General features: G+C 66.6%; 20 protein-coding genes and 1 tRNA gene. 10 read left to right on the forward strand and 11 right to left on the reverse strand.

Annotated features, from left to right (window positions below; translation table 11 throughout):
- Positions 1–60 precede the first annotated feature (60 nt).
- The 3 genes from pgmG to Q5H94_RS03765 are packed head-to-tail and all read right to left on the reverse strand — an operon-like array spanning position 61 to position 2546.
- A complete protein-coding gene (pgmG, locus tag Q5H94_RS03755; protein WP_304559888.1) occupies positions 61–1443 on the reverse strand; it encodes a phosphoglucomutase/phosphomannomutase PgmG in 1383 nt (460 codons plus the stop codon).
- Between the two features lie 49 nt (positions 1444–1492).
- Positions 1493–1747 carry a J domain-containing protein gene (locus Q5H94_RS03760; RefSeq protein ID WP_304559889.1) on the reverse strand — a complete coding sequence of 85 codons (255 nt, stop codon included), beginning with the start codon at positions 1745–1747 and terminating at the stop codon, positions 1493–1495.
- Between the two features lie 4 nt (positions 1748–1751).
- Positions 1752–2546 (reverse strand): division plane positioning ATPase MipZ, encoded by a 795-nt coding sequence (locus Q5H94_RS03765; protein ID WP_304559890.1) that lies wholly within the window; start codon positions 2544–2546, stop codon positions 1752–1754.
- 78 nt (positions 2547–2624) lie between these two features.
- On the opposite strand from Q5H94_RS03765, the gene panC reads away from it, so the two are divergent.
- Positions 2625–3476, forward strand: coding sequence for a pantoate--beta-alanine ligase (gene panC / locus Q5H94_RS03770; RefSeq protein WP_304559891.1), 852 nt, complete (start codon positions 2625–2627; stop codon positions 3474–3476).
- A gap of 76 nt (positions 3477–3552) precedes the next feature.
- A complete protein-coding gene (locus Q5H94_RS03775) occupies positions 3553–3849 on the forward strand; it encodes an SEL1-like repeat protein (protein ID WP_304559892.1) in 297 nt (98 codons plus the stop codon).
- Positions 3850–3864: 15 nt separating this feature from the next.
- On the opposite strand, the gene topA is transcribed toward Q5H94_RS03775, so the two are convergent.
- Positions 3865–6423 (reverse strand): type I DNA topoisomerase, encoded by a 2559-nt coding sequence (gene topA / locus Q5H94_RS03780; protein WP_304559893.1) that lies wholly within the window; start codon positions 6421–6423, stop codon positions 3865–3867.
- A gap of 239 nt (positions 6424–6662) precedes the next feature.
- Between topA and rpsD the strand changes: the two genes are divergently transcribed.
- On the forward strand, positions 6663–7277 hold the full coding sequence (rpsD, locus tag Q5H94_RS03785; RefSeq protein ID WP_304559894.1) for a 30S ribosomal protein S4: 615 nt from the start codon (positions 6663–6665) through the stop codon (positions 7275–7277).
- 56 nt (positions 7278–7333) lie between these two features.
- Here rpsD and Q5H94_RS03790 read toward each other — a convergent pair whose 3' ends face one another.
- Positions 7334–9319, reverse strand: a complete 1986-nt coding sequence (locus Q5H94_RS03790; RefSeq protein WP_304559895.1) for an alpha/beta hydrolase family protein — start codon at positions 9317–9319, stop codon at positions 7334–7336.
- 140 nt (positions 9320–9459) lie between these two features.
- On the opposite strand from Q5H94_RS03790, the gene Q5H94_RS03795 reads away from it, so the two are divergent.
- Entirely contained in the window at positions 9460–11088 is a 1629-nt protein-coding gene (locus tag Q5H94_RS03795; protein WP_304559896.1) for a M28 family metallopeptidase, read from the forward strand.
- Between the two features lie 2 nt (positions 11089–11090).
- A complete protein-coding gene (locus tag Q5H94_RS03800; protein WP_304559897.1) occupies positions 11091–12059 on the forward strand; it encodes an agmatine deiminase family protein in 969 nt (322 codons plus the stop codon).
- 103 nt (positions 12060–12162) lie between these two features.
- On the opposite strand, the gene Q5H94_RS03805 is transcribed toward Q5H94_RS03800, so the two are convergent.
- Complete coding sequence (locus Q5H94_RS03805; protein ID WP_304559898.1) at positions 12163–12558, reverse strand: low affinity iron permease family protein; 396 nt, start codon at positions 12556–12558, stop codon at positions 12163–12165.
- Between the two features lie 56 nt (positions 12559–12614).
- Between Q5H94_RS03805 and aguB the strand changes: the two genes are divergently transcribed.
- Positions 12615–13463: an N-carbamoylputrescine amidase gene (gene aguB, locus Q5H94_RS03810; protein WP_304559899.1), complete on the forward strand. Its 849-nt coding sequence runs from the start codon at positions 12615–12617 to the stop codon at positions 13461–13463.
- A gap of 359 nt (positions 13464–13822) precedes the next feature.
- Here the strand turns inward: aguB and Q5H94_RS03815 are convergent, their stop codons facing one another.
- Entirely contained in the window at positions 13823–14494 is a 672-nt protein-coding gene (locus Q5H94_RS03815) for a uracil-DNA glycosylase (RefSeq protein ID WP_304559900.1), read from the reverse strand.
- Positions 14495–14516: 22 nt separating this feature from the next.
- Between Q5H94_RS03815 and folK the strand changes: the two genes are divergently transcribed.
- Together folK and Q5H94_RS03825 are read left to right on the forward strand one after the other, a co-directional pair.
- Entirely contained in the window at positions 14517–15023 is a 507-nt protein-coding gene (gene folK / locus Q5H94_RS03820) for a 2-amino-4-hydroxy-6-hydroxymethyldihydropteridine diphosphokinase (RefSeq protein ID WP_304559901.1), read from the forward strand.
- A 16-nt stretch (positions 15024–15039) separates the two neighbouring features.
- Positions 15040–15115 (forward strand) — tRNA-Lys (locus Q5H94_RS03825).
- 108 nt (positions 15116–15223) lie between these two features.
- Here Q5H94_RS03825 and Q5H94_RS03830 read toward each other — a convergent pair.
- Together Q5H94_RS03830 and Q5H94_RS03835 are read right to left on the reverse strand one after the other, a co-directional pair.
- Positions 15224–16171 (reverse strand): aspartyl protease family protein, encoded by a 948-nt coding sequence (locus Q5H94_RS03830; protein WP_304559902.1) that lies wholly within the window; start codon positions 16169–16171, stop codon positions 15224–15226.
- 158 nt (positions 16172–16329) lie between these two features.
- Positions 16330–18735 carry a ligase-associated DNA damage response DEXH box helicase gene (locus tag Q5H94_RS03835; RefSeq protein ID WP_304559903.1) on the reverse strand — a complete coding sequence of 802 codons (2406 nt, stop codon included), beginning with the start codon at positions 18733–18735 and terminating at the stop codon, positions 16330–16332.
- A gap of 191 nt (positions 18736–18926) precedes the next feature.
- Here Q5H94_RS03835 and Q5H94_RS03840 point away from each other — a divergent pair, with 191 nt between their 5' ends.
- Positions 18927–19925: a ligase-associated DNA damage response exonuclease gene (locus Q5H94_RS03840; RefSeq protein ID WP_304559904.1), complete on the forward strand. Its 999-nt coding sequence runs from the start codon at positions 18927–18929 to the stop codon at positions 19923–19925.
- Between the two features lies 1 nt (position 19926).
- Positions 19927–20619 carry a DUF899 family protein gene (locus Q5H94_RS03845; RefSeq protein ID WP_304559905.1) on the forward strand — a complete coding sequence of 231 codons (693 nt, stop codon included), beginning with the start codon at positions 19927–19929 and terminating at the stop codon, positions 20617–20619.
- On the opposite strand, the gene Q5H94_RS03850 is transcribed toward Q5H94_RS03845, so the two are convergent.
- Complete coding sequence (locus tag Q5H94_RS03850; protein WP_304559906.1) at positions 20616–21275, reverse strand: hypothetical protein; 660 nt, start codon at positions 21273–21275, stop codon at positions 20616–20618. The genes Q5H94_RS03845 and Q5H94_RS03850 overlap by 4 nt on opposite strands.
- Complete coding sequence (rpoN, locus tag Q5H94_RS03855) at positions 21272–22774, reverse strand: RNA polymerase factor sigma-54 (RefSeq protein WP_304559907.1); 1503 nt, start codon at positions 22772–22774, stop codon at positions 21272–21274. The genes Q5H94_RS03850 and rpoN overlap by 4 nt, the downstream gene beginning before the upstream one ends.
- Positions 22775–22798: the final 24 nt, after the last annotated feature.

The following is a 22798-nucleotide window of genomic DNA, read 5'->3' on the forward strand; positions in this document are numbered from 1 at the left end:
GGAAACGATCGAGCCGGATATTTTCGATTCAGGCGTCAATCTGTCAAGCGAGCTATCACTTTAATGCGGCACCTGCGCCCCGCGCGCCAGACCGCTCGCCGCGAGCTGCGCGTCGATCTGCGCGAGCAGCCGGTCGAGCCCGGCCTGATCCTTCGCCTCGGCGCGCGCGGTCAGCACGTCCTGCGTGTTGGAGGCGCGCAGCAGCCACCAGCCATCGGGCGTATCCACCCGCGCGCCGTCGGTGCGATTGACCGTCGCGCCCTCCGCCGCAAGCCGGTCGAGCACCTCGTCCACCACCGCGAATTTGCGCGTCTCGTCGATCTGAAAGCGCATCTCGGGCGTGTTGATCATTTGCGGCATCGCCCCGCGCAACTCTGTGATCGACCGGCCCGCCATGTGCGCGGCGCGGATCAGCCGCACGGCGGCGTAATGTGCATCGTCGAAGCCGTAGAAATCCTGCCCGAAGAAGATGTGTCCGCTCATCTCCCCGGCGAGCGGGGCGCCCGTCTCCTTCATCTTGGTCTTCATCAGACTGTGCCCGGTCTTCCACATCACCGGCTTGCCGCCGAGCTCGGCGATGCGGTCGAACAGCGCCTGGCTCGCCTTCACGTCGGCGACGATGGTCGCGCCGGGCACTTCCTTCAGCACGGGTTCCGCCAGAATGGAGAGGATCTGGTCGCCCCAGATCACGCGGCCCAGCCCGTCGATCGCGCCGATCCGGTCGCCGTCGCCGTCGAAAGCCACTCCGAAATCGAGCTGCTTCTCCGCGACGAGGCGCTTCAGGTCCGTCAGATTCGCCTCGACCGTGGGATCGGGATGATGGTTGGGGAAATTGCCGTCGATATCGGTGAACAGCAGGTGATGCTCACCCGGCAGCAGCTCGACGAGCTTCTCGACGACGCGACCCGACGCACCGTTGCCGCAATCCCACCCGATCCGGTAGGCACCGCCGCCGTAGCCAGCGAACAGCCGCGCGACATAGGCGTCCTCGATGTCGAAATCGGTGACGGTGCCGGCCCCCTCCTCCCAGTCGCCCGCCGCGGCGAGACGGGCGAGGTTCTGGATGTCCTCCCCGAAAAACGGCGCGCGCTGCAGCACCATCTTGAAGCCGTTATACTCGGCGGGATTATGGCTGCCGGTTATCTGTATGCCGCCGTCCAACTCTAAAGTCGCCTCGGCATAATAGAGCATCGGCGTCGGCCCGAGCCCGGTGCGCACGACATCGACCCCGCTCGCGACGAGCCCCGCGATCAGCGCCTCCTCCAGCGCGGGCGAGGACAGCCGCCCGTCGTAACCGACCGCGACGCGGGTGCCGCCCGCGCGCCGCACCCGCGTCGCGAAGCCGCGCCCGATGGCGGTGGCGTCGGCCGGGCCCAAAGTCTTCCCGACCACGCCGCGAATGTCATATTCGCGCAGAGCGCTGGGGTTGAAACGGTGCGTCATCGCAGGTCTCCTCGGGAACGCGGAGCAAACGGCGCGGGCTGCGCGAAGTTCAATCGCGCGGTTTGAGCAGGACGTCGCGCGCGCGGTTGATCCGCTGCGTCAGTTCGGCCGATCCGCCGCGATCGGGATGGACGGCGGCCACCAACCGGCGGTGCGCGGCGCGGATCGTGTCCGGGTCCGCACTGGTGCTCACGCCCAGGATCGCGCGCGCCTCGCTCTCATCGAGACGCGGCTTCGGCGCGGTGCGGCGGAACATCAGCCAGAGCCCCGCCAGAATCGCCGCGACGAGGAGGAATTTCACCATCGGCTCAGGCGAACAGCGGCAGCGCGGGTTCCGGCAACGACAGCGCGCCCATCATCTCGCGCAGTTCCTGGCGCGCGGCGACATGGCTCAGCCCCATCTCGCCGAATTCGCCCGAATCGAGCATCGTCAGCCCGGCGGGGAACAGCTCGCGGTAGATGACGCGCTCGCCGAGACCCGGCACGAGCCGGAAGCCGACGCGCTTGGCGAGTTGGTTGAGCGCCTCAGACACGCGGCGCATGTTGCGCGCCTCGATATGTTGGACGCGGTTGCGCAGCACCACCCAGTCGATCGTCGCGCCATCGACCTTGGCGCGCGCTTTCCGCGCTTCCCAGATCAGCTCCGAATAGAAGCTCGGCCGCGTCACCTTGTACGTGTCGGGATCGACCTGGCCGATCAGGTCGAAATCGACGAAACTGTCGTTCATCGGCGTGACGAGCGTATCGGCACGCTGCGCCGCCAGCCGCGCGAAACGATCGTCGCGGCCGGGGGTGTCGATCACCAGGAAATCGACGCCCGCGGCGAGATCGTCGAACACTTCGGTGAAGCGCGCCAGATTCTCGCCGTCATGCGTGGCATGGCGGGGAATGACGAGATCGCGGCCGGTGCGCTTGATCGTCGCGGCGCGATTGTCGAGGTAGCGCCCCATCGTGCGCTGGCGGTGATCAAGGTCGAACGCGGCGACCTTGCTGCCGCGCATGGCGAGCGCGATGGCGACGTGGACGGCGGTGGTCGACTTGCCCGTCCCGCCCTTTTCGTTCGCGAAGACGATGATGTGCGGTTTTGTGTCGGCGCCCGGCAACGTTCGATATTCCCCATATTGCCCGTCCGGGCCGTCGCCAATAGAAGGCCCGCTTCCTTTACCGAAGGCCACACCCGCGTGCAAACCATCCGTCAGATCGTGCTGCTCAGAAGTGCCATTGCCGCCTTTCGCGCGGAAGGCGCGAGCGTCGCGCTGGTGCCGACGATGGGGGCGCTGCACGATGGCCATATGGCGCTTATCGAGGCCGCGAAGCGAGACGGGCGCAAGGTTGTGGCGTCGATCTTCGTCAATCCCAGGCAGTTCGGCCCGAACGAGGATCTCGCGCGCTATCCGCGGCGCGAGGGCACCGATTCGCAGATGCTGACCAAGGCGGGCTGCGATCTGCTCTGGGCGCCGGGCGTCGAGGAGATGTACCCCGATGGCTTCGCGACCAACATCTCGGTGACGGGGGTGAGCGACGGGCTCGACGGCGCGGCGCGTCCGGGGCATTTCGACGGGGTCGCGACCGTCGTCGCCAAGCTGTTCAATCAGGTGCGGCCCGATGTCGCGCTGTTCGGCGAGAAGGATTTTCAGCAGCTCGCGGTCATCCGGCGGATGGTTCTGGATCTCGATTTCGGGATCGAGATCATCGGCGTGCCCACCCAGCGCGAGGATGACGGCCTCGCACGCTCCTCACGCAATATCTATCTCGACGAGAGCGAGCGGGCACGTGCGGTCGCGTTGCCGCGCGCGCTCGGCGTCGCGGCGCGCGAGATCGAGCGTGGCGGCGAGGTCGCGACCGCATTGGCGAGCGCGCACGACATGCTCGCCGCCGCCGGGTTCGAGGTCGACTATGTCAGCCTGGTCGATGCCGAAACGCTCGACGAAAATCCCGCGCCCGACCGGCCGCTGCGCCTGCTCGCCGCCGCCCGGATCGGCACGACGCGGCTGATCGACAATATCGCCGTGGACCTCCGCAATCATCCCTAGCCGCCATTAACGCTTTGTTGACCACGTTCGCGCGAGAACGAGCCTCGCAAGGAACGGGTCAACAGGGGTTTAGGTCATGGGCAACAGCCTGAAGAGTGCGCAATTCTTAATGGACAGTCGGCTTGCCGACGCGGCGAACGGCGATGCCGATGCCTGCTACGATCTCGGCATGATCTATTCGAGCGGTGCCGCCGGCGTCGACGTGGATCTGGTCGAAGCGCACAAATGGTTCAACATCGCCGCCATGTCGGGCAGCGAAGCGGCGATGGCCTGTCGCAGCGAAATCGCCGAGGACATGACCGCGCGCGAAATCTCGAATGCGCAGAAGGCCGCGCGCGCCTGGCTGCAAATGACGAGCCGCCGCGCCGCGTAACGCCTTCGCGACGGACTATTCCGCCGCCGCTGCCTTCTTTGCCTTCGCGGGCGCCTTTTTTGGTGCCGCCTTCTTCGCCGCCGGTTTCTTGGCCGGAGCTTTCTTCTTGCCCTTCTTCGCCGGCGCAGCCGCCGCGCGTGCGTCGATCAGTTGCGCCGCTTCCTCGAGCGTGAGCGCATCCTTCTCGATCGACTTCGGCAGCGTCGCATTGGTCTCGCCATCGGTGACGTACGCGCCGTAACGCCCCTCCATCAGCTTGATCTCCGCCTCGGTGCGCGGATGCTTGCCCAGCACCTTGAGCGGCGCCTGCGCCCCCCGCTGCGGACGTCCGCCGCCCGCCGCCGCCTCGGCGAGCTTCACCACCGCCGCATTCATGCCCGTCTCGAACACGTCCGCCGTCAAGGACAGGCGCGCGTACTTGCCGTCGTGGAGCAGATACGGCCCGTAGCGCCCGATCGCCGCCGTGATCGGATTGCCGCTCTCGGGATGCGTACCGATCGTGCGTGGCAGGCTCAGCAGCTTGATCGCCCATTCCAGATCGAGCTCGGGAATGTCCTTCGGGATCGAGGCGCGCTTGGCCTCCTTGCCCTCGCCGAGTTGGATATAGGGGCCGAACCGCCCCGACTTGCGCTCGATCGGCAGTCCGGTGTCGGGATCGTTGCCGAGCGTTTCGTTGTCGTTCGCCCCGGCCTCAGCCTCCGCGCCGCCCTGGCCGAAGCGGCGGGTATATTTGCAGTCGGGGTAATTGGAGCAGGCGATGAACGCGCCGAACTTGCCCCCGCGCAACGAAAGCTGCCCCACGCCGCAGGTCGGGCACAGCCGCGCGTCGCCGCCGTCCGCCTTGGGGGGAAAGAGATAGGGTTCGAGGAACTTGTCGAGCGCTGCCGTCACCTCGGAGGGCTTCTGCTCCATCACCTCGGTGGTGCGCGGCTTGAAGTCCTTCCAGAAGTCCTCAAGCACCTTCTGCCACTCGGCGCGGCCGCCGGAAACCTCGTCGAGCTCGTCCTCGAGGCCGGCGGTGAAATCATAGCCGACATAGCGTTCGAAGAAACGTTCGAGGAAGGCCGTCACCAACCGCCCGCTTTCCTCCGCGAAGAAGCGGTTCTTCTCGGTGCGGACGTAGTTGCGGTCCTTCAGCGTCTTGATGATCGACGCATAGGTCGACGGACGCCCGATCCCCAGTTCCTCGAGCCGCTTGACGAGGCTGGCTTCGGAGAAGCGCGGCGGCGGCTGGGTGAAATGCTGCTCGGCATCGACCGACTTCTTGGCGGGCGCATCGCCCTCACGCATGCGTGGCAGGCGGCGGGCGTCCTCGTCCTGGCTGTCGTCGGTGCCCTCTTCGTAGAGCGCGAGATAGCCGGGGAAGAGCACGACCTGCCCGGTCGCGCGCAACGCGGTGCGACCGGTGCCCTCGGCCAGTTCGACCGTGGTGCGCTCCATCCGCGCCGACGCCATCTGGCTGGCGAGCGCGCGCTTCCAGATCAGCTCGTAGAGGCGGCCGTGGTCGCCGGAGCCAGCCTTGTCCTTGGCGAAATCGGTCGGGCGGATCGCCTCGTGCGCTTCCTGCGCGTTCTTCGCCTTGCTTGTATAGACGCGCGGCTTGTCGGGCACATAGCTGGCGTCATAGCGGTTCGCGACTGCGAGGCGCGCGGCCGAGATGGCGCTGCCGTCCATCTGCACGCCGTCGGTCCGCATATAGGTGATCGCGCCATCCTCGTAGAGGCCTTGCGCGATCCGCATCGTGTGATCGGCCGAGAAGCCGAGTTTCCGCGCCGCCTCCTGCTGCAGGGTCGAGGTGGTGAAGGGCGGTGGCGGGTTGCGCGTGGCGGGCTTGGTCTCGACCGACTGGACGGTGAAATGCCCGGCCTCGACGTCGGCCTTGGCCTTCAACGCAGCGCCCTCCGCGCCGATCGACAGGCGGTCGAGTTTCTCGCCATTCCATTTGGTCAGGCGCGCGGTGAAGGGCGTGCCGTCCTGCTCCATCTGCGCCGTAATCGACCAATATTCCTGAGAGCGGAACGCCTCGATCTCGCGCTCACGCTCGACGATCAGCCGCAGCGCGACCGACTGTACGCGCCCCGCCGACTTTGCGCCGGGCAGCTTGCGCCACAGCACTGGCGAAAGCGTGAAGCCGACGAGGTAATCGAGCGCCCGCCGCGCCCGATAGGCATCGATCAGATCGGTATCGAGCTCGCGCGGGTGCTTCATCGCCTCCGTCACCGTCGCCTTGGTGATGGCGTTGAAGGTGACGCGCTGCACGTCCTTGGGAAGCGCGCGGCGGTTGCGGAGTACCTCCTGCACATGCCACGAAATCGCCTCGCCCTCGCGGTCGGGATCGGTCGCGAGGATCAGACGGTCGGCGGTCTTGGCGAGGTCGGTGATCGCCTTGAGCTGCTTCTGCTTGTCGGCGTAATTCTCCCATTCCATCGCGAAACCCTCGTCGGGGTTCACCGAGCCGTCCTTGGCGGGCAGATCGCGGACATGGCCGTAGCTTGCCAGTACGCGGTAATCGGAACCCAGATATTTCTCGATGGTCTTCGCCTTGGCGGGCGATTCGACGATGACAAGCTGCATGGCGGTGTTTGTGCATCCTTACGTGTACGCGCGAGGGTGAGAGGGTTAGCGGGGCCCCGTCAATAGCTTGACTCTCGGCTGGCCCCCCGCTAACCGCCCGCCTTCGCAAATGGCCCCGCACCCCGGTGAAGCGGTGGCCCTGTCCTCGAAATGAGACAGCGCGATGACCGGGTATCGATCGGAATGGTCTCTTTGGGCTGCTCTGGTCTTGTTGTTGGCATTTGAACGAAGGAAATATCATGTCGAAGCGCTCCAGCGCCAAGTACAAGCTCGATCGCCGCATGGGCGAGAATATCTGGGGTCGCCCCAAGAGCCCCGTCAACAAGCGCGAATACGGCCCCGGCCAGCACGGCCAGCGCCGCAAGGGCAAGGTCTCCGACTTCGGCCTGCAGCTGCGCGCCAAGCAGAAGCTCAAGGGCTATTACGGCGACGTCACCGAGAAGCAGTTCCGCGCTTGCTATCATGAAGCTGCGCGCATGAAGGGCGATACCAGCCAGAACCTGATCGGCCTGCTCGAGCAGCGTCTGGACATGATCGTGTACCGCGCCAAGTTCGCGCCGACCGTGTTCGCCGCGCGTCAGCTCGTTTCGCACGGCCACATCAAGGTCAACGGCGTGAAGTGCAACATCGCGTCGCGCCGCTGCTTCGTCGGCGACGAGATCACGCTGGGTTCGAAGGCGCAGGAAATGGCGCTGGTGATGGAAGCGCAGGCCTTGGCCGAGCGCGAGATCCCCGATTACGTCGCGCCCGACGGCACCGCCAAGATCACCTTCACCCGCGTGCCGACGCTCGACGAGGTTCCCTATCCGGTGAAGATGGAACCGAACCTGGTCGTGGAATTCTATTCGCGCTGATCCGCGACACTTCCGAAACAGAAAAGGGCGGTCCTCACGGGCCGCCCTTTTTCGTCTCATGGCGCCGGCGGCATCCCCATCGTGGTGCGCAGGAACCCGTCCATCCTGTCGAGCATGGCGGCGCGAACGTCGCTGTCGTCGAGCTGGTGGTCGAGATTATGATACTCGATCAGTTCGACCTTCTTGTTCGCCGCCCGCAGGCGCGACGCCATCAGCCGGGATTCGTTGACGCTGACGTTGCGGTCGCCATCGCCGTGGAACAACAGGACGGGGGCGGTGATGCGTTGCGCACGTTGCGCCGGGGATCCTGCCACGACATGGGGGCCGCGCCCGATCTGGGCGTCGACTTGCGGGAAACTCGTGAAATCGGTGAATTCGCCGCGTAGGCTTTCGAGATCGGTGACGGGGGCCACCGCGACGATCGCCTTGAACAGCGCGGGATCGACCACGCCCGACTGGAGCGCCGCATAGCCACCATAGGACCAGCCGACGATCGCGAGCTTGTCGGAGCTTGCGATGCCCTGTTTGATCAGCCAGCGCCCGCTGTCGTTTACGTCGCCGATCGCGGTCGGCCATGATTTGAAGCCATTGTCCTTGAAAAAGGCCGAGCCATAACCCGTCGATCCGCGGAAATTGGGCTGCAACACGGCATAGCCGCGGTTGGCGAAGAATTGCGCCAGCCAATCGAAACCCCATTCGTCGCGCGCGTCGGGCCCGCCATGCGGCATGACGATCGCGGGCAGCCCCTTGCCGTCGCTGCCCGGAGGCAGCGTGAGATACGCGGGGATCGCGGTGCCGTCGGCGCCGGGGATACTGACCGGCTTGACGGTCGCGAGCTTGATCTCCGCGAGTTGTGGTCGCTGCGGCAGCACCTCGCCGAGATGGCGTGTCGCCTTGTCGAACAGATAATAGCGGCCGGGATCGATATCGCTGCCCGCGAACAGCAGCAGCTTGCTCTCGTCGGCGCTCGCATCGACGATATTGACCAGCGGCAAGCCGGGAATCGCCTTGGCGAGCGCAGTGGCGAGAGCCTTGAACTGGGGATCGAAATAGTGCGTTTCGCGGCGATCGGTCGCGAAGCCCGCGCCGACGACGCGGTTCTGCCGGCCGACCTGTACCAAGGTATCGACATCGGCGCCCGGCTTTGCCAGCACCGTCTCGCGCTTCATCGATCCGTCGAGCGACATGGCCACCAGCGTCTGAAATCCGCCAACGGAATCGAAGCCGTAGACGACGTCGCGGTCGGAATCGATGGCAACCGGCTCAAACCCCGTCGAGACGCTGCCCGAGATCGTGATGGTGTTGAGCAGGCGCCAATCGCGGTTGCCTTTGGTCCGATAGAGCACGCGGATCGTGTTTCCACGATATCCGTCATTGTCGGTGCCGCGCGTTTCCATGATGCGGACATTGCCACGGCCGTCGGTGATATAGGCGATCGCGCCGTCGCGTGGCGGCTCCACGGTGGTGCGCTTCAACGTCACGGTGTCGACCCGGTCGACCCCGTAGCCCTGTCGCGTCGAAGCGGCGAGGCTGCCGGTGTTCGTTTCAGCTACATAAGCGCGTGCCATCAGCACGCTGCCGTTCGCCGAATCGGCCTGCCAGTCGATGATATCGCCACCGCCAAGTGCAAAACCGAGCGCCCGATCGGTCTTTCGAAGGCTGAGCTGTTGCTGGTTCTTGCCATCGGCATCGACCGCGACCAGCCGCGTGTAACCCAGCAGCCCGACAACGCTGGTATTGTTGATCGTGTAGGCGCGGCACACGAGCCGCGTGTTGGTCGTCCAGTGGCAATCGGTCAGGCGTTGCAGCGCGGCATCCACCGTCAGCACCGGCTTGAGGTCGCCGGTCTCCAGCGAGGCGACGAAAACCGCGCTACCGGCCCCCTTGGTCGGGCCGATCACGGCAACATGCTTGCCGTCGGGCGAGAGACTGATCTGCCCGACATTCTCGCGCGCGCCGAATCGCGTCGCCGCGTCGCTCGCCGCATGGAGCGGCGCGGCCGGCGCGCACGCCAGCAGCACCGCGATCATTCGCTTCGACATTTTCCCCCCGTTCTTGTTCAGGCTTCACGATAGGCGCGGTTTCGCCAAAGGGAAGCCGGAGGCATGGATGTGCCGCAGTCCGGTTGCGACTTCCCGCGCCTACTGTCAGAACGGCGCCGATTTCGACCGATAGGACTGCCATGCGCCATTTCCTGCTCCTCGCCTCGCTCCTTTCGGCCAGCGCGGCCGCCGCGAAGGACGCGCCCGCCGTCCCGGTCCAGACGCTGAAGGATGTGACGCAGACGCTGTCTTCGGACGCTTACGAGGGCCGCAAGCCCACGACACCCGCCGAGGACAAGACGGTCGCGTACATCGTCGAGCGCTTCAAGGCGGCCGGACTGAAGCCGGGCAAGGACGGTTGGTTCCAGCCCGTGCCGCTGGTCGAGATCACCGCGCAGAACGTCTCGCCGCTCAGCTTCACGGGCGGCAAGGCGCCGGTCAGCATGGCCTATCGCAGCGACATGGTGGTGTGGACCTTCCGCGTAACGCCGAAGATCGCGGTGAAGGACAGCGATGTCGTCTTCGTCGGCTACGGCATCAACGCGCCCGAGCGAGGGTGGAACGACTATGCCGGGCTCGACGTGAAGGGGAAGACCGTCGTCATCCTCGTGAACGATCCCGACTGGCAGAGCCCGGAGCGCACCGGCCTCTTCGAAGGCAAGGCGATGACCTATTACGGCCGCTGGACCTACAAATACGAGGAGGCCGCGCGGCAGGGCGCGGCGGCGGCGATCATCGTCCACGATACCGAGCCTGCCGCCTACGGCTGGGGCGTCGTCCAGTCGAGCAATGCGGGGCCGAAGCTCGAGCTCGACGAAAAGGGCGACCATGCCGACCAGAGTGCTGCGGCCGGCTGGATGCAGCTCGCCAAGGCCAAGGAACTGTTCGCCAGTGCCGGCCAGGATTTCGATGCGCTGAGCGCCGCCGCGAAGCAAAAGGGCTTCAAGGCCGTGCCGCTTGGCGTCAAGGCGTCGGTCTCGTTCGACAACACGATCAAGCGCCAGGCGTCGAAGAATGTCATAGGCATCCTGCCGGGCAGCGCCGCGCCGAACGACTATGTTCTCTACACCGCGCATTGGGATCATCTTGGCCACTGCGACGCGGTGAAGGGCGACGGCATCTGCAACGGCGCGCGCGACAACGCGACCGGCGTCGCGGGCCTCGTCGCGCTCGCGGAGATGTACGGCAAGGCCGGGCCGGCGAAGCGGACGACGGTGTTCATGGCGGTGACGGCGGAGGAATCGGGCTTGCTCGGCTCGCGCTATTACGCCGAACATCCGGTCTATCCGCTCGGGCAGACGGTCGGCGGGGTCAACATGGATGTGCTCGACGTGTCGGGAAAGACGAAGGATTTCGTCGTGACCGGCGCGGGCAAGTCCGAACTCGAAGACCTCATCAAGCCGCTCGCTGCTGCGCAGGGCCGCGTGATCGAGCCGGAGCCCAACCCGGAGCGCGGCAGCTATTATCGCTCGGATCATTTCAGCTTCGCCAAACTCGGTGTGCCGATGCTCGACGGTGGCGCGGGCGAGGATCTGGTCATAGGTGGCGAGGCTGCTGGCCATGCCGCAACGCTCGATTACATCGCCAATCGCTATCACAAGCCGCAGGACGAATATGATCCCAAGTGGAACTGGGACGGTGCCGTGCAGGATCTGAGCCTCTACTATCAGCTCGGACGGCAGCTCGGCGACAGCGGGGCATGGCCGAACTGGTACAAGACCGCCGAATTCCGCGCCGTGCGTGACGCCAGCCGGGCGGAGGCCAAATAACGATGCCGGCTCTCCCTCCCGCCGAATGGGCGCCGCACAAGGCGGTGTGGATCGGCTTTCCGAGCCATGCCGACCTGTGGGTCGAGGATCTCGAGCCCGCCCGTGCCGAGGTCGCCGCTTTCGCACGCGCGGTCCATGCCGGCGGCAAGGGCGAGCAGGTGGTGCTCGTCGCCGCTGATGACGAGGCGGCGCGCGCGGCGATGACGCGCGTGGGAGACGCTGCCCGCGTGGTGGTCGAGTCGTTCGGCGACATCTGGCTGCGCGACACCGGGCCGATCGTGATGAACGACGGGACGGCGCGCGACTTCGGCTTCAACGGCTGGGGTGGCAAATACGATCTCGAAGGCGACGACGATATCGGCGTGCGGCTGGCGCGGCGGAAGAAGCTGCCGGTCGAAACGTGCGATTGGATCCTCGAAGGCGGTGCGATCGACGGCGATGGGACGGGCCGCGTCGTCACGACCGAGCAATGCCTGCTCAACCCCAACCGCAACCCGCACCTGTCGCGCGCCGATATCGAGGCGCGGTTGCGGGCCGATCTGGGCTTCCATGAGATTCTCTGGCTCGGTGACGGGCTGTTGCACGATCATACCGACGGGCATGTCGACAACCTCGCGCGCTTCGTCGCGCCGGGCGTGCTGGCGATCCCGGAAGCGGCCGACAACGATCCCAACTGGCTGGTGTATCAGCGCGCGGCGATCGCGGCGGAAGCGGCAGGTCTCCAGCTCGTCCGCATCCCCTCCCCCGGCCGCGTGATGCGTGATGAGGAGATCGTGCCGGCGAGCTACATGAACTTCTACATCGGCAATGCCGCAGTCGTCGTGCCGCTTTACGGCGCACCCAATGACGATGCGGCGGTGGCGGCGGTGCAGGCGCTGTTTCTGGGGCGTGAGGCGGTGGGCCTGCGGGCGGATGCGATCCTGACGGGGGGCGGCAGCTTCCACTGTATCTCGCAGCAAGTCCCGGCGTGAGCGCGACGCGGCAAAGCCGCGTCGTCGGTCGTTGCTTCGCAACGCCGGCCGGGCTCAGCCGTGCGCTGCGCGCAACGCCGCGGAAGTGCCTTCCGCGCCTCGACTAGAGCCGTTCAATCAGCCGCTCGATCGATTCGTGGTCGTTGCCGCCGCCGCACGAATCCTCGATCTTCTTCTTGATTCGTTCGAGTTCGTTCTGGGTCAGATGTTCGATGCCGACGAAATCGTCGCGCGGGCCGTCGAGCGCGCGGATCAGCTCGTCGAGCTTGGCCTGCATCGCCGATGCGTCGCGATTCTGCGCATTCTGAATCAGGAACACCATCAGGAAGGTGACGATTGTCGTGCCGGTGTTGATGACGAGCTGCCAGGTGTCCGAATATTTGAAGATCGGCCCGGTCACGCCCCAGACGATCACGGTCGCCAGCGCTAGGACGAACGCGGGCGGGCGCCCCGCCCAGCTCGCGACCTTCTGCGCGACCGCCTCGAACAATCTTTCCATGCATGTGCCTCTTTTGTGCGTTTGAAACGCTCCCGGAAAACACGATATGGGGCGGCATGACCGAAATCACCGTCGCCGCCCTGCAACTCGCGTTCAGCAACGATATGGACGCCAATATCGCCCATGTCTCCGATCTCGTGCGCGAGGCGGCAGGCAAGGGCGCGCAGGTGATCCTGCCGCCCGAATTGTTCGAGGGCGAATATTTCTGCCGTGTCGAGGATGAGGGCCTTTTCGCCACTGCGAAGCCGACAGCGGAGCACAAGGCGGTGCTGGCGATGCAGAAGCTCGCGGCGGAGCTGAAAGTCTACATCCCGACCAGCTTCTTCGAGGCGGACGGCCCGCACCATTATAATTCGCTGGCGATGATCGGCCCCGACGGCGGCGTGATGGGCGTCTACCGCAAGAGCCACATTCCCGACGGGCCGGGCTATGAGGAGAAATTCTATTTCCGCCCCGGCAATACCGGTTTCAGGGTCTGGCCAGGGCCGCAGGCTACGCTCGGCGTCGGCGTCTGCTGGGACCAATGGTATCCTGAAACCGCGCGCGCGATGATGCTGATGGGCGCGGAGGTGCTGTTCTACCCCACCGCGATCGGCAGCGAGCCGCACGACGCCGATCTCGATACGTCGCGGCTATGGCGGCGGGCGATGGTGGGGCACGCGGTGTCCAATGTCGTGCCGGTAATAGCCGCAAACCGCATCGGCACCGAGCATGGCCAGACCTTCTACGGCCACAGCTTCATCTGCGACGAGCGCGGCGACATGCTGGCGGAATTCGGCGCGCAGGAAACCGGCGTGCTGACCGCGCGACTCGATCTCGACCTTGTGAAGCGCCACCGCGCGGCATTCGGTTTTTTCCGCGATCGTCGGCCAGAACTGTACGGCCGTCTGGTCCAGGATATCTGATCGGTGGCGTCGCGCAGAAATCGAACAGGTTTCTGTTTGCGTAACAATGGATGCAATTTTTGCACTTGCGAGCATTCGTGTTGCGATGCACAACGACTGTGCCTTTCAGGCATCCTCTCCTAAAACTTTCACGGCCGGTCTCTGACCGGCCTTTTTTTTGTTTGCGGTTCGGCGTAGATACGGCCGCATCGTGGCGCCGTTCTAAAACAAAACGTCCAGGAGTGGAAAGCCGCCGGTAAAACCGGCACCGGCGAAACGATAGCGCGGGGGATCGAGCGTGGCGCTCTCCCCCGCGTTTTCTCTTTCAACCTATCGGTGCGGCTGGTCGACTTCGGGTTGGATGACGACGATCGGCGGCATCAGGGCGTTCCTTCCAGTTCGCGCTGCACTTCCACCGCCCGCGCGAACACCGCTTCGAACATTTCCGCGGTCAGGCGGCCGGTATTCTGATTGTACCGCGAGCAGTGATAGCTGTCGATCAGCACCTGCCCGCGCGGTACGCGGTGCTCGGCGAGATGCGCGAAGCGTGCCTTGGGCAACCGCCCGCCGAGGATCTTCACCGCCGACTGATGCGCGATCTGGCCGAGCGCGACATAGACGCGCGCGTTGGGTAGCGCCGCCGCCTGCGCGGCGAGGAACGGGCGGCAGGCGTGGATCTCCGCCGGGCTCGGCTTGTTGTCGGGCGGCAGGCATTTCACCGCATTGATGATGATCGCGCCCTCCAGCCGCAGCGTATCGTCGGCGCGGCCCTCGTAAGTGCCCGTCGCCAGCCCGAACTTCGCGAGCGTATCGAACAGCAGGCCGCCGGCATGATCGCCGGTGAAGGGCCGGCCGGTGCGGTTCGCGCCGTGCTTGCCCGGCGCGAGGCCGACGATGGCGAGCCACGCCTGCGGGTCACCGAAGGCGTTGACGGGCGCGTTCCACCAATCGGGCTGCTCGACGCGCAGTGTCTCGCGCAGATCGACCAGGTGGGGGCAGCGCGGGCAATCGTGCGGCGGCTCGGTATCGGGAAGGGGGCTTGGGACAAACACGCCAGCGGGGTAGGCGGGGGGCGTGCCGAGAACAAGCTACGCCATCGCGATCGGGTCGAACCGCTGGGGCCGCTACGGCCCGCCCGTGACTCAGGTGCAGGATGCGCGAATTTTCCTGAGCGAAGTAGGGCGCGTGACCGCGTCGTCGCCGGTCATCGCCTCGCCCCCGCTGGGGCCGTCGCGGCGGCGCTTCGCGAACGCGGTGATCCTGTTCGAGACAATGCTCGATCCGCCTGCGCTGCTGCGCGCGCTGAAGGCGATCGAGCGCGATTTCGGGCGGCGGCCCGGCGTGCGCTGGGGCGCGCGCGTGCTCGATCTCGATATCGTGCTGTGGAGCGCGGGGCCGTATTGGGACCGCACGCTGACGATCCCGCATCCGCAGTTCCGAAAGCGGCGCTTCGTGCTCGATCCGCTGCTCAGGATCGCCCCGGACTGGCGCGATCCGCTCTCCGGGCTGAGCGTTCGCCAACTCGCCGCGCGGGCACGCAAGGTTGGGCACAAGGTTGACCGGGCGCGCCTGCGCTCCTAACGCCGCTGCCTTGCGTGGGCTCGTAGCTCAGTCGGTAGAGCAACGGACTTTTAATCTGTAGGTCCCGGGTTCGAATCCCGGCGAGCCCACCAATGCGCAGTTGGCGAGATGCGCCGTGTCGGCGCACACGCCAACAAGCACGGCCAGCGCAGCAAAGCCGCGCCACAAGGCGCAGCTTTGCTGCGACTGACGGCGTGGCGTTATTTGGAAGCCAACACCAAAGCCCCCGCCCGCATCGCCTCCCGCGGCAACAGCAACCGCAACTCGCGGTTGGCGAAATCGATCTTCACCCGCCGAAACAGCCGCAACGCGTCCATGCCCAGCATCAACGCGGGCCGGTCCGACAGGCCGAAACGCGCGAACGGCGGTGCCTCGGCGAAAGCGACCGGCAGGTTCTGGATCGTCGCCTCGCCGATCTTGACCTGCTCGATCTGGGTATAGTCCGCCGCCAGCTCCGATCCCGTCACCGACGTGAGCGAGATCGCCTGCAGCCCGCGCGGCCGCCCCGCGACGAGGCGGCGCAGCGCGGCATTGCCCATCGTCACGGCCGATCCGGTGTCGATCACCACGCGCACGCGGCGCTCGCGGTAACTGGCGTCGGTGACGACGAGTTGGCCGAACACGTCGCGCGCGCGCACGACGATCTCGCCCGGTGCGGCGATCGGCGTGTGCTTGCGCTTGACCGACGGCAGGACGGTCATCTCCTGCCGATCGAAATCGATGGTGACCACATGGCCCTGCAGCGCGTCGATGCCGAGCATCCCGGGCGCGCCAAGGTTGCGGAAACCAAGCGCAGGCGCTTCGATCCGCTCGCCGCCGAGTGGCCCGACGCCGATGCGCGGGATGACGACAGTCTCGACGCGCCGCACGTCGGCCATGCTCGTCATGCGGATCGTCGCCCCGGCCGACAGCCGCAGCAGCGACGCCAATTCGCGCGCGATGACGGTACGCTCTGCCCCCGTATCGACGATGAAGCGGTAGGGGCCGGCATCGGCGATCTGCACCGGCACGGTCATCCGCCCAGCCTCATTGCCGAACGCGATCAGCTCCGCGGCGGTGACGGGCGCTTCAGGAGCGAGCGGTTCTTGCGCAGGTACGGGCGCGGCGAGCGCGAGCAACGGCGCGGCACAGGCAAGCATCCACTCCATCACCGCAGGCTACGCCCGTTCCGGCCCCTTCACAAGCACTACGAAAGTCGCGCGGCGCGACTCTAAACCTCCGTTCGCCCTGAGCGAAGTCGAAGGGCTGTCCTTCTTGGCACAAAGAAAGGGCAGGGCTTAAACAGGCTAAGCCCGAACGGTTTGCTTCAGTCCAGCCGCATCGCGTCCGCCGCCAGCGCCTCCGCCTCGATCAGCAGCGCGTCGTCAACCAGCCCCTGCGCCACGCGCTCGCGCCCGATCAGCGTCAGCACCGGTACGGCGAGCGGCGAGACGCGCGGCAGGTCGATGTGCAGCATCGTCCCCGCCGCCCGGTCGAGCAGATCGGCGAGGCGGCCGACATCGGTCATCCGCGCGCGCGCATCGGCCCAGGCGGCCTGCAGCAGCAGATGGCCGGGCTCGTACTTGCGAAGCACGTCGTAGATCAGGTCGGTCGAGAAGGTCACTTGCCGGCCGGTCTTGCGCTTGCCCGGAATCTGGCGCTCGACGAGGCCGCCGATCACCGCGACCTCGCGAAAGGCGCGCTTAAGCAGCGACGAATTTTCCACCCACTCGACGAATTCGTCCTCCAGGATATCGGGCGAGAACAGCGCGGCGGGATCGGTGACGGGCTCCAGCGAATAGGCGGCGAAGGCATAGTCGTTCGACACGAAACCGAGCGGCTTCAGCCCGCGCGTCTCCATCCGCCGCGTGATCAGCATGCCGAGCGATTGGTGCGCATTCCACCCCTCGAAACTGTAGGCGACCATATAGTGCCGGTTCTCGTGCGGAAACGTCTCGACCAGCAACTGACCGGGGGCAGGCAGGACCGAGCGCTTGGCCTGCACCTCCAGCCATTCGCGCACGTCGTCGGGGAAGCGATGCCACTGGCCGGGATCGGCGAGGAAGCCGCGCACGCGGTCGGCAAGATTGGTCGACAGCGGCATGCGCGCGCCGCCATAGGTCGGGATGCGCGCGGGCCGCGACGTGGCGCGGACCAGCAGATCCTCGGTGTCCATCGCGATCACCTCCAGGCTGAGGCCCGCGAAGAAGAAGGTGTCGCCGGGCGACAGCGTCGCGGCGAACCCCTCCTCGACCTTGCCGAGCGAACGGCCGTTCTTGAAGCGCACCGTCAGCATCGTCGCCTCGACGATGATGCCGGCATTGAGCCGGTGCTGCGCCACGAACTTCGGGTGGCTGACGCGCCACGTGCCGTCCTCCTCGGTCAGCCGCCGGAACTTGTCGTAGGCGCGCAAGGCATAGCCGCCGTCGCGGATGAAGCCGAGCACCGCGTCGAAGGTGGCGTCGGGCAGCGCCGAATAGGGGAGCGCGGAGCGCACCTCGTCGAGCATGGCGTCACGGTGGAAGGGAGCCGCGCACGCACAGGCCATCAGATGCTGCGCCAGCACGTCGAGAGAGCCCATGCGGAACAGGTCCGGGTCCAACTCACCACGCTCGACCGCGTCGAGCGCGGCGCGCGCCTCGAGATATTCGAAGCGGTTGCCCGGCACGATCAGCGCCTCGGATGGTTCGTCGAGCCGGTGATTCGATCGCCCGATCCGCTGCAGCAGCCGCGACGATCCCTTGGGCGCCCCCATCTGGATGACGCAATCGACGTCACCCCAGTCGACGCCGAGGTCTAGACTGGCAGTGGCGACCAGAGCGCGGAGCTGCCCCGCCGCCATCGCCCCTTCCACCTTCTGCCGCGCCTCCAGGCTGAGCGAGCCGTGGTGGACGCCGATCGGCAGGTTTCCCGCATTCGCCTTCCACAGATCCTGAAAGATCAGCTCGGCCAGGCTGCGCGTGTTGCAGAAGACGATGGTGGTGCGATGCGCGGCGATCTCCGCCATCACCTGTTCGGCGGCGTAGCGCCCCGAATGGCCCGCCCAGGGCACGCGCCCCTGGGGCAGGACGATGGCGACGTTGGGCGGCGCACCGGGCTCGCCCTGTACCAGCGCGACCTCCTCGATATCGCCATCGGGCGCGAGCCAGGCGCGATAGGCATCGGGGTCCGCGACGGTGGCGGACAGCGCGACTCGCCGCAGCCTCGGCGCGATCCGCTGCAGCCGCGCCATGCACAACGACAGCAGGTCGCCACGCTTGCCGGTGGCGAAAGCGTGAACCTCGTCGACCACGATTGTCCGCAACCCCTCGAACATCGTGAAACTGTCGGGATAGGACAGCAAAAGGCTGAGCGATTCTGGCGTCGTCAGCAGGATCTGCGGCGGCTTGATGCGCTGCCGCGCCTTCTTGTCGGAGGAGGTGTCACCGGTGCGCGTCTCGATGCGGATATCCAGGCCCATCTCCTCGACCGGGGTGAGCAGGTTGCGCCGTACATCGACCGCCAAAGCCTTTAGCGGCGAGACGTAGAGCGTGTGCAGGCCCTCGCTCGGCTGCTCGATCAGCTCGGCGAGGGAGGGCAGGAACCCCGCCAGCGTCTTGCCCGCGCCCGTCGTCGCGACGAGCAGCCCGTGCCGCCCGGCGCGCGCGACTTCCAGCATATCGAGCTGGTGGCGGCGGGGAGACCAGCCCTTGGTGGCGAACCAGTCGCTGAGGGGTTGGGGGAGTGGCGTCAAACAATCCTCCCCCGCCAGGGGGAGGTGGCGCCGAAGGCGACGGAGGGGGCGGTCAGCGAAACTCTTGAGAGGGCACCGCCGTCCGCCCCCTCCATCACGCTACGCGGGCCACCTCCTCCTTGCGGGGGAGGATTGAAAGATCGTAGCCGCTTATTCTGGGAACCGCCGGTCATCCCAACCATATAAGCACGATGGTGAAGCTCGGCGACTGGATCGATCCGCAACCCGGCGGCATCTACGTGAAGCCGGGGGACGTGTGGATCGATCCCTCGTCGCCGCAGCCGCGTGCGCTGGTCACGCACGGCCATGCCGATCACGCGCGCGGCGGGCACGGCGCGGTGTGGGCGACGCCCGAGACGCTGGCGATCATGGGCGTCCGCTACGGCCCGCAGAGCGGCACGCCGGTCGCCTACGGTGAGGCGCTGGCCTTCGGAGACGTATACGCGCGCTTCGTGCCCGCCGGCCACGTGCTCGGCTCGGCGCAGATCGTGCTCGAACATCGCGGCGAGACCATCATCGTCTCGGGCGATTACAAGCGCCGGCCCGACCCGACCTGCGCACCGTTCGAGCCGACGCCGTGCGACGTGTTCGTCACAGAGGCGACCTTCGGCCTGCCCGTCTTCCGCCACCCGGAGACCGGCGACGAGATCGACAAGCTCACCGCCGCCTTGCGCGCCAACCCGACGCGCTGCGTGCTGGTCGGCGCCTATGCGCTCGGCAAGGCGCAGCGTGTGATCGCCGAATTGCGCGCACGCGGGTTCGACGATCCGATCTACATCCACGGCGCGCTGCAGCGGCTGTGCGATCTCTACGCCGATCATGGCGTCATGCTGGGCGAGCTCCGCCCCGCCACCGAGGCCAGCAAGGCCGAGCTGGCCGGACGTATCGTCATCGCGCCGCCCTCTGCGCTGCAGGATCGCTGGTCGCGGCGGCTGCCCGATCCGATCACGGCGATGGCGAGCGGGTGGATGCGGGTGCGTCAGCGCGCGGTGCAGCGCGGCGTCGAGCTGCCGCTGATCCTCTCCGATCACGCCGACTGGGACGAACTGACGTCAACGCTGCTCGAAATCGCCCCGAAGGAGGTCTGGGTCACGCACGGCCGCGAGGAGGCGCTCGTCCACTGGTGCCAGATGCACCAGATCAAGGCTCGTGCGTTGATGCTGCATGGATATGAGGACGAGGACGACTGAGATGGCCGATCTGGAGCCGGAACCCGCCGCCGATCTTGCCGCGCGACGCACGCCCTTCGCCGGTGAAAGCCCCGAATACAGCGCCGCGCGCCGCGATCTGCTCACCGAGGAGATCGAGCTGCGCCGCCATATCGAGCGTGTCGCCGCGCAGCGCCGCGCGCTGCCGCCGGGCCCGGTCATCCGCAACGATTACGACTTCATCGGCGAGAACGGCCCGGTCGGCTTCGAGGAGCTGTTCGGCGATCACGATTCGCTCGTCGTCTACACCTTCATGTTCGGGCCCGAGCGCGTGCGGCCGTGCCCGATGTGTACCGCCTTCCTCGGCCCGCTGGACGGCAATGCCGCCGACATCCTGCAGCGCACCGGCCTCGCCGTGGTGGCGCGCGCGCCGATCGAGCGGCTGATCGCCTTCAAGCTGGAGCGTGGCTGGCGCAATCTGAAGCTCTATACCGACACGACCGGCGCGTTCGGCCGCGATATGGGAAGCTGGACGGAAAGCGGCGACAATCCCGGCTACAACGTCTTCACCCGCGACGAGGGCGTCATCCGCCGCTTCTGGGGCGGCGAACTCGGCGGCACGCAGGATCCGGGCGAGGATCCGCGCGGCGCGCCCGACATGACGGTATTGTGGAACGTGCTCGACACCATCCCCGCCGGGCGCGGGACAGACTGGTATCCGAGCCTCGCCTATTAGCGTTTCTTCGCCGGGGCTCCCGCGCGACGGTAGAAGCCGTTGAAGCGCACGTTCATGCCGCCGCACATGCCGTTGTCGGCGGCGATCAGGTACGGCCCGGCGAGCTTGAGCGACCAGGCGCATTCATAGTCCGCCTTCTCGTCGCCGCCGCGCAGCAGGCCGTTCGCGGGCACGCCCTCGCCGTCGATATTGCCGATGTTGACGCCGCCGCGCTTCACCCGGTCGGGATCGTGCATCCCGTAGGTCGCCTCGCCGTCGACCGCGTAGGTGCCCGTGCGCTTGCCGGGGCGGATATCGATCTCGCCCTCGTCGCGGACCCAGTGGCCGGTCCAGACAGCAGGCGCGGTCCAAGGTTTGATCGCCGCTACGGGCACGAAACCTTCGCTCAGCGTGCCCTTCGGCCCGGTGAACGACACCTCGCGATAGCCCCCTTGCGTCTTGCCGAGCAGCACCGGATCACCGCTGAGCAGATAGCCCTTCCGCACGCATTTCGGCGCGGCCGACGGGCAACCCGCGATATCGCCGCGCAGGAAATTGGTACGCGCCACAACGGTCGCGACCGGGCGCTGCTGGTCGCGCGCATCCTCGGGGTCGATCGGCGTGGCCTGCGCGGTGCCCGCGATCAGCAGGCCGAGGCTAAGCGCTATTCGTTTCATGCACCCTCCAGCGCCCGCGCCCTCCGGCGTTGCACCGAGGATCCGATTCCGAGCGCTTCCCGGTACTTGGCGACGGTGCGGCGGGCAATGTCGAAGCCCTTGGCATTGAGCAGTTCGACCAACGTGTCGTCGGACAGGATCTTGTCGCCCTCCACCGCGATCAGCGCCTTCAACGCCGCCTTTACCGCGTTGGCCGACACCGCATCCCCGCCATCGGCCGACTGGATCGCGCTCGTGAAGAAATATTTGAGCTCGTACAGCCCGCGCGCGCAGCTCAGATATTTGTTGCTCGTCACGCGGCTGACGGTCGATTCGTGCATCTCGATCGCATCGGCCACCTGCCGCAGCGTCATCGGCTTGAGATGCGCGACGCCGTGGAGGAAAAACGCCTCCTGCTGCTTCACGATCTCGGTCGCGACCTTGATGATCGTGCGCTGGCGCTGATCGAGCGCCTTCACCAGCCAGTTGGCGGAGGCGAGCATGTCCGACAGCCACGCCTTCGACGCGCGGTCGCCCCCCGCCGCGTTCAGCTCGACATAGTAATTGCGGTTGACCAGCACGCGCGGCAGCGTCGCCGCGTTGATCTCGATGCCCCAGCCATCCTTGCGCCGGGCGATGAACAGGTCCGGCACGACCGATTGCGCCGCTTCGCCGCCGTAGCGGCAACCGGGCTTGGGATCGTATGCGCGCAGCTCGCGGATCATGTCGGCCAGGTCTTCGTCATCGACATGGCACAGCCGCCGCAGCCGGCCGAGGTCGCCGCGCGCGAGCAGGTCGAGATTGTCGATCAGCCGCGCCATGCACGGATCGTAGCGATCGGCGTCTTTCGCCTGTATCGCCAGGCACTCGGCCAGATCACGCGCGCCGACGCCGGTCGGGTCGAAGGTCTGGATGATGCCCAACACGCCCTCGATCCGCGCGAGCGGCACGCCGAGCCGGTTGGCGATCTCGAGCAGCGGCACCGTGAGATATCCGCACTCGTCGATCTGGTCGATCAGATGCGCGGCGATGAAGTGATCCGCCCCGTCGACTGCGGTGCCGGCCTGCGCGAGCAGGTGATCGGCAAGGCTGATGTCGGCGCTGGCGAAGCTATCGAGATCGGGCGCGTCCTCGCCGCCTGCGCCGCCGCTCGACGCGCCGTTCAGGCCGAGGGCGCCGTCCATTCCCGCTCCGCCCGAATCGGCGGCGCTGTCGTGGTGGAAGGTCTCGGACGTGAAATCGACGTCGAGCGACGCCTCGCCCGAGTCCGCGCCGCCCATCAGCAATTCGTCGGCGGAGGCCGGCTCGTCGCGGGCGGGTTCGGGGGCGTCGCGCTCGACGACCGGGCCGTCATCTTCCGCGGCGCTCGATTCGAGCAGGGGGTTCTTCTCGATCTCCTCGGCGATGAAGCCCTCGACTTCGAGGTTCGACAGCGCGAGCAGGCGGATCGCCTGCTGCAGCTGCGGCGTCATCACCAGCGATTGCGACTGCCGCAGATCGAGGCGGGGAGCGAGACTCATGATCCCGCATCACCCCAGCGAAAG

This window comes from Sphingomonas immobilis (assembly GCF_030580995.1).
GTDB classification, from domain to species: Bacteria; Pseudomonadota; Alphaproteobacteria; order Sphingomonadales; family Sphingomonadaceae; genus Sphingomonas; species Sphingomonas immobilis.